Below are 13,794 nucleotides of genomic sequence, written 5' to 3'. Positions count from 1 at the left end.
GCGCCGGCGCCCGCTGAGACGTAGCTCGGCGGCTCATGGTTTCGACCTGGCGGGTTTGTACACCGATCCGAGCGCCCGACTGCTCCGAATCTCTATACATGACTAGGAATAGGCGCAGGATCCGGGATGCCAAGGGTATGGCCGCGTTGGCAGGGGTGGTATCGGCCGCGGTTGTACTGGCAGTCGCGGAGTTAGTCGGTGCGTTCTTTACGGCCAGGGCAACGCCGTTGTTCGCTCTGGGGGCCACCTTCATTGATTTCACGCCGCCGTGGTTGAAGGATTTCGCGATCGCAACGTTCGGTACCAATGACAAGGCCGCCCTCTTGGTTGGGATGGGCCTGACTATTGCGGTTCTGGCGTGTGTGTTGGGTCTGGTTGCGTATCGGAAGTGGGCGTTGGGGGTCCTGGGCGTGCTGTTCATGGGTGCCGTGATCGTCGCCTGTGTCCTGACGCGGGCCGGGGTACAACCCGCGGATGCTATCCCATCCATTGCAGGAACTTTTGCAGGACTGGCGGTCCTGCGCCTGCTTCTCCTGCCGGTGTGGCGGTTGAAGGCTTGGCCGGAAATCCCGGCGGATATGGCAAGCGACGCCGACACTCCCGACGGCGGCCGCGTCACCAGCCGCCGTCGTTTCTTTGCCGCTGCCGGTGTGACGGCGGCGGCGGCCGGTATCGCTGCTACCGGTGGCCGGTTGCTGAGCGCGGCCCGGAATAACATCGCCCAGGCCCGGGATGCACTAAGGCTTCCTGTGCCCTCCAGGCCAGCTGCCCCCGTACCGGCGAATGTCCAGTCGCCGGTGAAGGGTGTGTTGCCATGGTTGACGCCGAACAAGGATTTCTACCGGATCGATACAGCCTTGAGCGTTCCCGAGATCAACGTCGAGGACTGGGAACTTCGGGTCCATGGGATGGTCGAAGAGGAGATCACGCTGACTTTCCAGGACCTGCTCGACGCGGAGCTGATCGAATCGCACGTCACTCTCACCTGCGTCTCCAATCCCGTGGGCGGAAAATTGGTCGGTAACGCGAAATGGCTGGGCATGCCCCTGCGCAATGTCCTGGCCAAAGCCCGCCCGAAGGAGGGCGCGGACATGGTCCTGTCCCGTTCCATTGACGGGTTCAGCGCCTCCACTCCGTTGGAAGTCCTGCAGGAAGATGGCCGGGATGCGATGCTGGCTATCGGCATGAACGGCGAACCCCTGCCTCTTGAGCACGGGTACCCGGTGCGCATGGTGGTTCCAGGACTGTACGGCTTTGTCTCCGCAACCAAGTGGGTCGTCGACCTGGAAGTCACCCGCTTCGCAGACAGCAAGGCCTACTGGACCGAGCGGGGGTGGTCCGAGCGGGGACCTATCAAGACCATGGCGAGGGTGGACGTCCCGGCGTCCTTTGCGAAACTGCCGGCCGGGAAGGTCGCTGTCGGTGGCACCGCCTGGGCCCAAACCCGGGGCATCACCAAAGTGGAGGTGCAGATAGACGACGGCGACTGGGTGGAGGCCACGCTGTCGGAGGAAACGTCCACCATCACGTGGCGGCAGTGGTCGTACGAGTGGAACGCAACGCCCGGCAACCACTATGTCAGAGCCCGCGCGACGGACGGCACCGGCGAAGTGCAGACAGACAAACGCGCCGATCCCGTACCGGACGGAGCTTCCGGCTGGCCCTCAGTCATGGTCACTGTGGAATAGGGCGCATGAAGCACCCCTTGCTGCTGGCCTAAAGAGGGGCGGGCATGACGCCGTTTTCACGGTGACGGTCACGCCCGCCCCTCTCTTCCTAGCCTTGGTTGAACGCTGCGTCGAAGGAGGTTTGCGAGGCGGGGAAGTCGTACTTCTTCAGGGCGGCGAGGGCTTCGGGGGCGCCGTGGAGTCGGTCCATGCCGGCGTCTTCCCATTCGATGCTGATGGGGCCGTTGTAGCCGATCGCGGACAGCGCGCGGAAGGATGCTTCCCAGGGCACGTCGCCGCGTCCTGCGGAGACGAAGTCCCAACCGCGGCGGGGGTCGCCCCACGCGAGGTGGGAACCGAGGACGGTGTTTCGGCCGGTTTGGCGGACCTTGGTGTCTTTGCAGTCCACGTGGTAGATCCGGTCCTTGAAGTCCCAGATGAAGGAGACGGGGTCGATGCCTTGCCACATCATGTGGGAGGGGTCCCAGTTCAGGCCGAACGCCTCCCGGTGGCCGATCGCCTCCAGGGTCCGGACGGTGGTCCAGTAGTCGTAGGCGATCTCGGACGGGTGGACTTCGTGGGCGAAGCGGACGCCGTTCTCGTCGAAGACATCAAGGATGGGGTTCCATCGGTCGGCGAAGTCCTGGAAGCCGGCGTCGATGACCTTTTCCGGAACGGGCGGGAACATGGCCACGTACTGCCAGATCGAAGAACCTGTGAACCCGACCACGGTGTCCACCCCCAAAGCCTTGGCGAGGCGGGCGGTGTGTTTCATTTCTTCGGCGGCGCGTTGCCGGACACCTTCGGGGTTCCCGTCGCCCCACACCTTGGACCCGACGATGGCTTCGTGGCGGAAGTCGATGGGGTCATCGCAGACGGCTTGGCCTTTGAGGTGGTTGGAGATGGCCCAGACTTTGAGGTTGTACTTGTCCAGGAGTTCGAGCTTGGATTCGACGTAGCCGGGTTCATCCCAGCGCCAGGCGTCCAGGTGGTCTCCGGAGACGGCGATTTCCAGGCCGTCATAGCCCCAGCCCGAGGCAAGACTCGCGACTTCCTCGAGGGGGAGGTCGGCCCACTGGCCGGTGAACAGGGTGTACGGGCGGGGCATGGTCAGGCTCCTTCGGTGGTGCTGGACAGTTGGATCAATGAGCTTTTGGCGGCTGCGGACTCTTCGATGGCGGCCAGGACGTGCTGGACGTTCAGGCCCTCCTCGAACGACGGCGACGGCTGGGTTCCGTCCTGTATGGCCAGGAGGAAATCGCGGACCTGGTGGGTGAAGGTGTGTTCCCAGCCGATGATGTGTCCTTGCGGCCACCATGCCTCAAGGTACGGGTGTTCGGGTTCGTTGACCAGGATCCGCCGGAAACCCTGTTCCCGCACGGGAACGGTGGCGTCCAGGAAGCCGAGCTCGTTGAGGGCTTCGAGGTCGAACAGGATGGTGCCCTTGTCGCCATAGATTTCCAGTTTGAGGGAGTTCTTTTGTCCCGTGGCTACGCGGGAGACTTCCACGGAGGCGATGGCTCCGGAGGTGAGGGTCAGCGTGGCCCAAGCGGCGTCGTCGACCGTTACTTCTTCCAGTCCTGCCTCTCCGGGGCGGTGGTCAACGAAGGTCTGGAGGCGGCCGGTGACCTCGGTGACGGCGTCGCCGAGGAGGAAGAGGACCTGGTCGATCGCGTGGGAGGCGATGTCCCCGAGCGCTCCCGAGCCCGCTGTCTCCTTGCGGAGCCGCCACGTCATGGGGGATTCGGCGTCGGAAAGCCAGTCCTGGAGGTAGGCGGCGCGGACGTGGCGGACGGTGCCGAGCCGGCCCTCCGCTATCAGCTCCCGGGCCAGGGCCAGCGCGGGGACGCGCCGGTAGTTGAAGCCGATCATGGACTGTACGCCCCGGGCGCGGGCCTTGGCTGCGGCGGCGGTCATGAGTTCGGCCTCGGCGAGGGTATTGGCGAGGGGTTTTTCGACCAGGACGTGTTTGCCGGCTTCGAGGGCGGCGACGGCGATTTCAGCGTGCATCCAGCCGGGGGCGCAGATGTCGATGATGTGGATGTCGTCCCGCTCAATGACTTCACGCCAATCGGTCGCCGATTCCGCCCAGCCGTACTTGGCGGCGGCTTCGGCCACCTGGGTTGCGTCCCGGCCTACGAGCACCTTCTGCTCGAAGGCCGGGACGTCGAAGAAACTGGCCACATTCCGCCATGCATTCGAGTGGGCCTTCCCCATGAAGGCGTAACCGATGGCGGCCACGCCGAAGGGGCGGGCTGTGCTGCTGTCCTGCGACAGCGCTGGCGTATGCGCCGTGTTCATTGTGATGCTCCTAAAGAAGGGCCGGATGGCCGGGAGGACTCCCGGCCCCGGAAATGGTCGTTGCTACTTGACGGCGCCCGCTGAGAGGCCGGCCACCAGGTGCCGCTGGACCAGGATGAATCCGATGAGGACCGGCAGGCTGACCACGACCGATGCGGCCATGAGCTGGTTCCAGAACACGTCGGATTCGCTGGCATAGGCCTTCAAGCCGAGGGACAGCGTCTTGGTAGCCTCATTGGTCAGGACCGAGGCGAACAAGACTTCGCCCCATGCCGAGATGAATGAGTAGACCGCGACGGCGATGATGCCCGGCTTGGCCACCGGAAGGATCACGCGGAACAGCGCGCCCATCCTTCCCGTGCCGTCGATCATGGATGCTTCCTCCAACTCCTTGGGAATGGAAGCAAAGTACCCGCTGAGCATCCAGATGGCGAACGGCAGGGTGAACGTCATGTAGGTGATGATCAACCCGAGGTAGGAACCTTGGAGCTGCAGTCCGGTGATGTTCCGGATCTGGGTGAAGATCAGGTACAGCGGGAGCAGGAACAGGATGCCGGGGAACATCTGGGTGGACAGGACGGTCAGGCTGAAAACGCGCTTGCCCTTGAACGGCAGCCTCGCGATCGCGTAGGCCGCCAACACAGCGACGGTCACGGAGAACGCAGTGGCGGCGATGGTGATGATGAGGCTGTTCTGGAAGTACTTGGCCAGCGGCACGGTGGTCCAAATATCAAAGTACGGAGCAAGCGTGATTTCGCGGGGAATCCACTGGAAAAGGCCGGAAACGTCCTTCAGCGGCTTCAGGGAGGTGGATACCACCACGAACAGCGGTACGGCGACCCAGAGGGACAGGATGGTCAGGACCACGTTCCTCAGGATCCGGAAGTTGCGGGTCTCAATCATTGTCGGCCCCCTTGGGCAGCACCATGCGGATGTAGAAGACGGAAGCGATGAACAGGGCGATCAGCAGCAGGACGCTCATCGCTCCGCCCAAGCCGAAGTTCCAGCTGCCGAACGAGTTCTGGTAGATCAACGGCGATATAAGCGTGGCTTCCTTCGGTGACGTGGCACCGAAGAGGACGAACGGAATGTTGAACTGGTTGAAGGTCCACAGCGACATCACCATGAGGAGCACGCCGTTGGCCGGGCGCACCATGGGCAGGGTGATGGTGCGGAACTGCTGCCACAGGGTTGCGCCGTCAATGGCTGCTGCCTCGTAGACGTCGTTGGGGACGTTTTGCAGGGCGGCCATGAGCATCAGGAACGCGAACGGCCACAGCTGCCAGACATTGACGATCACCATGGCGCCGAAGGAGTTTTCACCCAGGAGCCAGAAGGGCCGTTCGTCGCCGAAGAGGTGGAGTGTGTCCACCAGGATCTGGTTCACGGCACCGTCACGCTGGTTGAACATGAAGGCCCACGCGATGGTTCCGACGTACGCAGGAAGGGCGTAGGGGACCAGGAAGAAGGTCCGCAGGATGGCGCGGCCCTTGAAGTTGGAGGAAAGGAACACTGCGCCGGCCATGCCCAGGACCCAGGAGAAGCCCACCACCAGGATGGTGTAGCCCAGGGTGCGGCCCACGGTGCTGAAGAAGGCCTGTCCAATGGTGCTTTCCGGGTTCAGGCCGTTGATGAAGTTCTGCAGGCCGACGAACGGTGCGTTGAGCCAGTTGGTCAGGTTCAGCTGGGTCAGGGAGATGAAAGCGATCCAGACACCCAGGAGCATGGGGCCGATGTGGATCAGGAGTTCAAGGAGGGCGGCCGGGGCGATCAGGCCGTAGGGGAGGAAGGAACGGCGCCGCTTCCGGGGCGCGGGGGCGGCGGTGGCTGGCCCGCCGGGCTCAGGTTTGGCAGCCTTGGTGCTGCCTGCAGCGGTCTTGCCGCTGTCCAGCGTTGAGTGGGACATCGAAACTCCTTTGCCGGAGCGGGGGCACCACCGGCAGTGGTGCCCCCACCCGCGAGGCGTCGTTACTGGGCCGCGGCCATCTGGTTATTGGCGTCCTTCAGGGCCGCCTTGATGTCGTCTTCGGAAACAGTTCCGGTTGCTGCCTTGGCAAAGAGGTTCTTGATCGCGGTACCCGTGAGGGTCTCCATCTGGCCTTCCTTCGCGATCAGCGGCATGGGCAGGGAGTGGTTGGCCAGGGCGTCGTTCTTGGCCTTGACCTCCTCGGTCTGGAACGCAGCGTCCTTGGAGGCTTCGGTCACCACCGGCAGGGAGGAGTATGCCTTGTTCAGGGCAACCTGCTCCTCATCGCTGGTCAGGAACGCGGCGAGCTTGATGGCGTTCGCCTTGTTCTTGCTGTTCTTGAACACGCTCAGGTTGATACCGGCCACGTGGCTTTGGGTGGCGCGGTCGCCCGTCGCGTCGGCGGTCATCATGGGGACCGGGGCTACGCCCCAGTCCTTGAAGTCGCGTGCGGCGAAGTTCTTCAGCGGGCTCTGGTCGAACATCATGGCTGCCTTGCCGTTGATGAGGTTGTCCACCTTCTGGGCGCCCTGGCTAAGTTCGGCGTCCGACGGCGACATCACCTTGTCCACTGCCATCAGGTCGACCCACTGCTTGACACCAGCCACCTGCGGATCGCTGTCAAACGTCGGCTTGCCGTCCTTGTCGAAGAGCGTGCCGCCGTTCTGCAGGCCGCGGATAAAGGCCTGGTGGGAGTTGGCGGAAACAGATGCGCCGGCAGCGGTGAAGCCCCACTGGTCCGGCTTGCCGTCGCCGTTGGTGTCCTTGGTCAGCTTCTTGGCGTCAGCGACGAATTCTTCCCAGGTCACAGGAGGCTTTTCGATGCCTGCTTCCTTGAACATCTTCGTGTTGTAGTACATGTTGTACGCCAAGCCGTAGAGCGGGATGGACGTGGGCGTCTTGCCCTCGGCTCCACCGGTGGACCAGCTGGTCTGCAGGAAGCGGTCCTTGCCGCCGATCGCGTCCAGGAGCTCACCTTCCACGGGCTCGAAAGCACCCGTCTCCTGCAGCGTCACGGCCCACGTGTTGCCGATGTTCAGGACATCCGGACCGTCGCCGCTGGTGACAGCCGTCAGGATGCGGTTGTAAAGGTCGGTCCAGCCTATGACTTCCAGCTTGACCTTGACTCCCGTCTTCTCCGTGAAGCGGTCCAGGCTGGGCTTCAGCTTTGCGGCGGTGTCGTCAAGGCTGTTGCCCTGGTCCGACGCCCAGTACGTGATGGTGTCGGAGGAGGCCTGCGTATTATCTCCGCCGCCACACGCGGTCATGCCCAATGCGAGCGCGGCCGTGGCCGTCAGCGCCGATAGGACTTTCAGGGGATTCTTCATTGTTGCTCCGGTTTTCTCGTCGTCGAGTTGCCTAAGGGGATGGGATCAGGCCGAAAGGGTTGCTGCGGTGGGGTCCCAGTCCTCGGGGAGGGCCGGTACCTTGGCTGCGGAACTTTCCACATCCACAAAGGCGCGGTTATCGATCGACTCCGAGATGGAAGCCATGGTGTCCAGGATGTGGAACGCGAGTTCACCCTGGGCCCGGTGGGGACGGCCTTCACGGATTGCCCGGGCCATCTCCAAAACTCCCGCACCCCGGCTGGCGGTGGAACCCACGGAGGGCACTACCGTCCAGTCGTCAGAGCCAAGGGTGCAAATCCTGACGTCGCCGTCGAACATGTTCGGGTCCGGGAAGGCGATGGTGGCTTCGGTGCCTGTGATCTCGACGAACCCGGCGCGTTTCAGCGGTGAATCGAAGCTGAAAATGCTCTGGGCAGACTCGCCGCCCTCGAACTCGAGGATGGAGCTGACATGCGTGGGGACCGTGACCTCGAAGCTTTCCCCGGCCTTGGGCCCGGAACCGATGATGCGCGATTCGCGGGACTTGGATCCGAAGGCGGCCACGCGGCGGATGCTGCCGAAGGTCTGCACCAGCGTTGTGAGGTAGTAAGGGCCGATGTCGAAGAGGGGTCCGGCGCCGTCCTGGAAGAGGAAGGCCGGGTTGGGGTGCCACGACTCCGGTCCCGGTGACTGCATCAGTGTCAGGGCGGTCAGCGGGGTGCCGATGTCTCCACGCTCGATCATCCGCCGCGCCGTCTGCAGCCCGGCACCGAGGAAGGTGTCGGGAGCGCAGCCGAGGCGTACGCCGGCAGCGTCTGCGGCCTTCAGCAGGCCAAGCCCGCTTTCCCGGTCCAGGGAGAAGGGCTTCTCGCTCCACACGTGCTTGCCGGCGTTGACGGCGAGGGTAGCCACCTCGACGTGGGCAGCAGGAATGGTCAGGTTGATGACGATTTCGACCTCAGGATGGCCGAGGACGGCGTCCACGCCTCCGTGGGCGGGAATTCCGTACTCGGCAGCCCGGGCTGCCGCTGCTTCCTCGAACAGGTCGCCGATGGCGACGACCCGCACATCGGGGAAGCTGGTGAGGTTGTCCAGATACTGCTTGCTGATGACGCCGGCACCGATGATGCCGACTCCCACGGGACCTGAACCCAGTGGACCGAACGCTGCTCCTGCGGCGTGGTTCATGCGGAGACCTTTCCTGCGCTGAGGTAGTTGTAGCTGTCGCGGACGGCCTCGAACATGTCGCCCTGGAAGTCGTCGAGTTCAACGACGCCGGCTTCCAGGGAACCTGCGGCGGCCAGGACGTCCCAGATGGGCATCTTCCCGTCGCCAACCGCCAGCTGGCTGGAGGGGTCGGAGGTGACGGGACCGTCCTTGATGTGGATGAACTTCACGCGGTCACCGAGCTTGGCCAGGAGTTCGGCCGGGTCCTGCCCGCCCACTGCGGCCCAGTAGGTGTCCAGTTCCAGGACCACTTCGGGAGCGAGGTTGTCGGCAAGGTGTTCAATGGCGGTCTTTCCGTCAATGACGGACTCAACTTCCCACCAGTGATTGTGGTAGCCCACGCGGACGCCGTATTCCGCGCCTTTGGCCGCGGCGGCATTGAGCTGTTCTGCGGTGGCTTTGATGTCTTCGATGCTGTTCCAGCGCTCGATCGGAACGTGCGGATCGATCACGGTGCCGATTCCCAGCTGCCGGGCCGCTTCGAAGATGGCGTCCTGGTCATCGCTCAGGAGGGGAGCGTGCCCGGAGGGTGCAGTGAGGTTGTTTTCGGCAAGTGCTTTTTTGAGTTCCGCTGCCTTGGCAACGAACCGGTAGGGCTCCACCATGGTGAACCCGATGTCAGCCAAACGTTGGATGGTTCCAGCAAGATCCTCTTCCAGGGCCTTTCGGACCGTGTAGAGCTGGATCGAGTATGACACTGTCTCTCCTCGTCGTTGTGGTTTGAGCGCAGATCGACCCTGGTGATAATCACCATTTGCGGGCGTGATGTGCTGTACCTCACAACCTAGGGGGACTTTTGTCGAGCGTCAAGCAAAAGTTGAAAAAACGTCGGCGTTCTTTTGCCGCGTGACACGCATAACCATCCGTGCTATCACTGATTCATGACTTCAGCCCCCGCGAACGACGCCGGAAAAGAGCCCTCTGCGCCGGAGGCCGGAAGTCTTTCCCGTGCCGGTGACCTCTTCCAGCTGCTCCGTGACGGGCAGGCCCGCACCCGTGCCGAACTCGCGCTGACCACCGGCCTCGCGCGCTCCACCGTCGCCTCCCGCATCGACGCACTCATCAGCTCCGGGCTCGTAGGACCCGCTGGTGAGGCAAGCTCCAGTGGCGGGCGTCCGCCGTCGCGCTTTGCCTTCAAACCAGCCGCCCGCGTGGTCCTGGCCGTCGACGTCGGCGCCACGCACGTGATCGTTGCGGTCACGGACCTCGGAGGGAAAATCCTCGCCGAGCAGCGGCTCAAGCAAGACGTCTCCGATGGCCCGGACATTGTGCTGGGGCGCGTCATAGCCGCTGGCAAGGAACTCCTTGCCGAGGCCGGACGGGAAATGGGCGACCTCGCCGGTATGGGCATCGGCTTGCCCGGACCAGTGGAACACGACACCGGCCGGCCGGTGAAGCCGCCGATCATGCCGGGTTGGGACGGGTTCGACGTCGTCCCTTACGTCCAGCGCTCGCTGCCTGTCCCGGTTCTGGTGGACAACGACGTGAACATCATGGCGCTCGGCGAACGGACCGCTTACTGGCCGGAGCACGAGAACTTCCTGTTCATCAAGGTGGCCACGGGCATCGGTGCCGGCATCATCAGCAGCGGAGAGCTGCAGCGCGGCGCCAACGGAACCGCCGGGGACCTGGGCCACGTCCGCGTGCCCCGCGGCGACGAGGTGCTGTGCCGTTGCGGCAACTACGGGTGCCTCGAAGCGCTGGCCTCAGGTCCCGCCGTCGCACGCCAACTCCACGAACTTGGGCTGGAAGCGTCAACCGGCGCAGACGTGCTGCGGCTGGTGGGGGAGGGGAACCTGCAAGCGATCCAGGCCCTGCGCCAGGCCGGACGCGACGTCGGGGATGTCCTGGCCACGGTGGTCAACTTGCTGAACCCGTCCATGATCGTGATCGGCGGCAGCGTCGGCGAGGCTGGAGAGCACCTCGTGGCCGGTATCCGCGAGGTCGTGTACCGGCGTTCCCTGCCGCTGGCTACCACCCACCTGCGGATCGGTATCTCCATGGCCGGGGACCGCGCCGCAATCCTGGGCGCGAGCCAGATGGTCACCCAGTACGTCCTGTCGCCCTCGGTGATTGAAGCCACGCTGCAGGCAACGGGCTGAGCCGTCTTTTTTCGGGGCTGGGCGGCGTCGTGATAGCAATGAAACTGATGAAAACGTTTCCTGAGATCCTGCGGCCCGCTCCGTGAACCAATTGCTTGCCAAAGTTCCGCGCGGGTGGCTGATCCTTGCCTGCATCGGACTCATCGCCCTCAACATGCGCGGGCCGTTCGTTGCCGTTGCGCCGGTGGTGGACTCGCTGCGCACGGACCTGGGGTTCTCGCCGGTCGAGTTGGGCTTGCTGACCGGCATTCCCGTGCTGTGTTTTTCGCTCGCATCCCCGCTGGCATCCCTCGCCGGGCGCCGGTTCGGGGCCGAATTCGCCGTCATGCTTACCCTGCTGGGAGTGCTGGCCGGCGTTGTGGTGCGCTCCAGCGGGGGAGGCGTGCCCGTGATGGTGGGTACGGTGCTCATCGGCGTCGCCATCACCATCGGCAACATCGCAGTGCCCTTGATCATCCGGCGCGACTTCGCTCCGCGACGCCAAGCCACCGCCATGGGCGTCTACACCGCGGCGTTGAACATCGGCTCGTTCCTGACCTCCGTGGTGACCGCGCCGCTGGCTGAGCTGCTGGGTTGGCGGCTCTCCCTCGCAGCCAGCGCCCTGTTGGCACTGGCAGCGATCCTGTTCTGGATTCCCACCGTTGGTGTCCGCCGTGCCTTGGTCCCTGCTCCCGTGCCTGCTGCTCCGCCGTCGGGTTCCGGACGGGTGGCCGGCGTCCGATGGCTGATAGCCGGGCTGACTGTTGGCTTCGCCGGGCAGGCGTTCTCTTATTACGGCGTTACGGCGTGGCTGCCCAGCTTCCTGTCCGATGAACTCGGGATGGGTACCGCCGAGGCCGGCGCAGGGTCCTCACTGTTCCAGATCTTCGCGATTGTGGGCGGCCTCGGCGTTCCGCTCCTGGCCCGCTTCACCAGTACGACGACGGTGGCGGTCACCTTGAGTGCGCTGTGGTTGACCGTTCCTGTTGGCCTGCTGCTGGCCCCGCAGCTGTGGTGGCTCTGGTCCTCGATGGGCGGAGTGGCCCAGGGTGGCGGCATCACGGTGATCTTCATTGCCGTCATCAGGTTCGCCCGCGACCAGGCCTCGGCCGGCAAGATGTCCGCCGTCGTGCAGGGTGTTGGCTACTGCTTTGCCGCGCTTGCTCCCACAATCGTGGGCTACGTCCATGACGTGTCCGCAGGGTGGACCGCGCCGCTGCTGGTCATCCTCGGCTCGGTCCTCGCGTTCTGTGTGTGCACCACGCTGTCGGTGCGCTGGGTCGCCACCCAGCCTTAACCCCAACTGGGTCGCAGTTAAGCACGTTTTGAGCCCTCAAAACGTGCTTAACTGCGACCCAGATGGGTGGTTTTCCGGTGCTGGGCTGCCTCCCCGGCCTTCGGGGTCACTTGTTGCGAAGAGTGCAGGCAGCCCAGCGTCGGGGCTTTCGGTTTGTCGTTCCCAGGCGTTGCTGTTCCCAGGCGTTGCTGCTCTTAGGCGGCGACGAGTTCTTCAGCCGTCGCTTCTTCCCGGGCCTCGGTGAGGTAGCGGGCGTAGGCGGGGATGGTGAGGAAGGTGGGGAATTCTTCGGTGAGGGTGACTTCTTCGAAGATGCTGCGGGCGTCCGCGAAGCGGTCTCCGTCGAAGCGTTCCAGTCGCGCGAATTCCTCGTCCAGCATGTCCTGGACCCATTCCCGGGAGATGATATCGCCGTGTTCGGTGATGGCGTGGGAGTGGATCCACTGCCAGAGCTGGGAGCGGGAGATCTCGGCGGTGGCGGCGTCTTCCATGAGGTTGTGGATGGCCACTGCGCCGTTGCCCCGGAGCCAGGACTCGATGTAGCGGATGCCCACCTCGATGTTCTGGCGGATGCCGGCCTCGGTGATGGTGCCCTGGGTGCTGGCGATGTCGATCAAGGCGCGGTCATCCGGGGTGACGTCCTCGCGGCTCTTGGTGAGCTGGTTGGGCGCCTCGCCGAGCACCGAATCGAAGACTTCGCGGCACACCGGTACCAGGTCCGGATGGGCCACCCAGGAACCGTCGAAACCGTCGTTGGCTTCGCGGGTCTTATCCGTACGGACCTTCTCGAAGGAGGCTGTGTTGGCAGCCTCGTCCTTGCGGTTCGGAACTGCTGCCGCCATGCCCCCAATTGCCATGGCGCCGCGGCGGTGGCAGGCCCGGACCAGCTGTTCGGTGTAGGCGCGCATGAACGGCTGGGTCATGGTCACCTGGCCGCGGTCCGGCAGGACGAAACGCGGTCCGCGGGTGCGGAAGTTCTTGATCAGGGAGAAGATGTAGTCCCACCGGCCGGCGTTCAGGCCGGACGCGTGGTCGCGGAGTTCGTAGAGGATTTCTTCCATTTCGAACGCTGCGGTGATGGTTTCGATCAGCACCGTGGCCCGGATAGTGCCTTGCGGGATGCCCAGCAGGTCCTGGGCCAGAATGAAGATGTCGTTCCAGAGCCGTGCTTCGAGGTGGTTCTCGATCTTGGGCAGGTAGAAGTACGGGCCCTTGCCCTGGGCGAGGAGGCGGCGGGCGTTGTGGAAGAAGTAGAGGCCGAAGTCCACAATGCCGCCGGCGATCGGCTTGCCGTCGATCAGCATGTGCTTCTCCGGCAGGTGCCAGCCGCGGGGGCGGACCACGATGGTGGGCAGGTCCTCGGCGGCCTTGAGCTTGTATTCCTTGCCTTCGGGGGTGGTGAAATCGATCCGGCGCTCCAGGGCGTCTGTCAGGTTGAGTTGGCCCTGGATGACGTTGCGCCACGTCGGGGTGGAGGAGTCCTCCATGTCCGCCAGCCACACCTTCGCACCGGAGTTCAGGGCGTTGATGGTCATCTTCTTATCCACCGGGCCGGTGATCTCCACTCGACGGTCCTCCAGACCCGGGGCCGGGGGAGCCACCCGCCAGGACGGGTCATTCCGGATGGCCTCGGTCTGCGGCAGGAAGCGCGGGTCCTGGCCACTGGAAATCTGGTTGCGACGTGCGTGTCGTGCCTGCATGAGTTCCTGCCGGCGCTCGGCGGTGGCCCGGTGCAGCTTGCCGACAAACTCAAGCGCGTCCGGAGTCAGGACCTCGCCCTGCCGGCAAATGGGCTGCGCAGTCAAAGTGATGCCGTTGATGGTGAAGTTGTCGGTGAAGCTGTTCATTGGAATTGTCCCTTCAGGAACCAACTGACTGGCGGTAGTGGTTGTTCTGAACGTTCAGAACAACCACTACAGCCCTCGAG

General features: G+C 64.2%; 11 protein-coding genes. 3 read left to right on the top strand and 8 right to left on the bottom strand.

Annotation, left to right across the window (positions count from 1 at the left end):
* Nucleotides 1-98 precede the first annotated feature (98 nt).
* A complete protein-coding gene (locus OCL88_RS11250; RefSeq protein WP_264962558.1) occupies nucleotides 99-1,688 on the top strand; it encodes a molybdopterin-dependent oxidoreductase in 1,590 nt (529 codons plus the stop codon).
* 88 nt (nucleotides 1,689-1,776) lie between these two features.
* Here OCL88_RS11250 and OCL88_RS11245 read toward each other — a convergent pair whose 3' ends face one another.
* The 7 genes from OCL88_RS11245 to OCL88_RS11215 form a co-directional block, all read right to left on the bottom strand.
* Nucleotides 1,777-2,775, bottom strand: a complete 999-nt coding sequence (locus tag OCL88_RS11245; protein ID WP_264962557.1) for a sugar phosphate isomerase/epimerase family protein — start codon at nucleotides 2,773-2,775, stop codon at nucleotides 1,777-1,779.
* A gap of 2 nt (nucleotides 2,776-2,777) precedes the next feature.
* Entirely contained in the window at nucleotides 2,778-3,968 is a 1,191-nt protein-coding gene (locus tag OCL88_RS11240; RefSeq protein ID WP_264962555.1) for a Gfo/Idh/MocA family protein, read from the bottom strand.
* 63 nt (nucleotides 3,969-4,031) lie between these two features.
* Nucleotides 4,032-4,871, bottom strand: a complete 840-nt coding sequence (locus OCL88_RS11235) for a carbohydrate ABC transporter permease (RefSeq protein WP_021471622.1) — start codon at nucleotides 4,869-4,871, stop codon at nucleotides 4,032-4,034.
* Nucleotides 4,864-5,874: a carbohydrate ABC transporter permease gene (locus tag OCL88_RS11230; protein WP_264962554.1), complete on the bottom strand. Its 1,011-nt coding sequence runs from the start codon at nucleotides 5,872-5,874 to the stop codon at nucleotides 4,864-4,866. Before OCL88_RS11230 ends, OCL88_RS11235 begins: the two co-directional genes overlap by 8 nt.
* A 62-nt stretch (nucleotides 5,875-5,936) precedes the next feature.
* On the bottom strand, nucleotides 5,937-7,262 hold the full coding sequence (locus OCL88_RS11225) for an ABC transporter substrate-binding protein (RefSeq protein WP_021471620.1): 1,326 nt from the start codon (nucleotides 7,260-7,262) through the stop codon (nucleotides 5,937-5,939).
* Nucleotides 7,263-7,307: 45 nt separating this feature from the next.
* On the bottom strand, nucleotides 7,308-8,450 hold the full coding sequence (locus OCL88_RS11220) for a Gfo/Idh/MocA family protein (RefSeq protein WP_264962553.1): 1,143 nt from the start codon (nucleotides 8,448-8,450) through the stop codon (nucleotides 7,308-7,310).
* Entirely contained in the window at nucleotides 8,447-9,187 is a 741-nt protein-coding gene (locus OCL88_RS11215; RefSeq protein WP_021471618.1) for a sugar phosphate isomerase/epimerase family protein, read from the bottom strand. The genes OCL88_RS11220 and OCL88_RS11215 overlap by 4 nt, the downstream gene beginning before the upstream one ends.
* A gap of 183 nt (nucleotides 9,188-9,370) precedes the next feature.
* On the opposite strand from OCL88_RS11215, the gene OCL88_RS11210 reads away from it, so the two are divergent.
* Entirely contained in the window at nucleotides 9,371-10,591 is a 1,221-nt protein-coding gene (locus OCL88_RS11210) for an ROK family transcriptional regulator (protein ID WP_166185876.1), read from the top strand.
* Nucleotides 10,592-10,673: 82 nt separating this feature from the next.
* Nucleotides 10,674-11,867, top strand: a complete 1,194-nt coding sequence (locus tag OCL88_RS11205) for a CynX/NimT family MFS transporter (RefSeq protein ID WP_264962552.1) — start codon at nucleotides 10,674-10,676, stop codon at nucleotides 11,865-11,867.
* A gap of 194 nt (nucleotides 11,868-12,061) precedes the next feature.
* Here OCL88_RS11205 and aceB read toward each other — a convergent pair whose 3' ends face one another.
* Nucleotides 12,062-13,714: a malate synthase A gene (gene aceB / locus OCL88_RS11200; RefSeq protein WP_264962551.1), complete on the bottom strand. Its 1,653-nt coding sequence runs from the start codon at nucleotides 13,712-13,714 to the stop codon at nucleotides 12,062-12,064.
* Nucleotides 13,715-13,794: the final 80 nt, after the last annotated feature.

It is taken from the genome of Paenarthrobacter sp. PAE-2, assembly GCF_026013155.1.
In the GTDB taxonomy this organism is placed as follows: domain Bacteria; phylum Actinomycetota; class Actinomycetes; order Actinomycetales; family Micrococcaceae; genus Arthrobacter; species Arthrobacter ureafaciens.
This window is presented reverse-complemented; position numbering and strand designations above follow the sequence as displayed.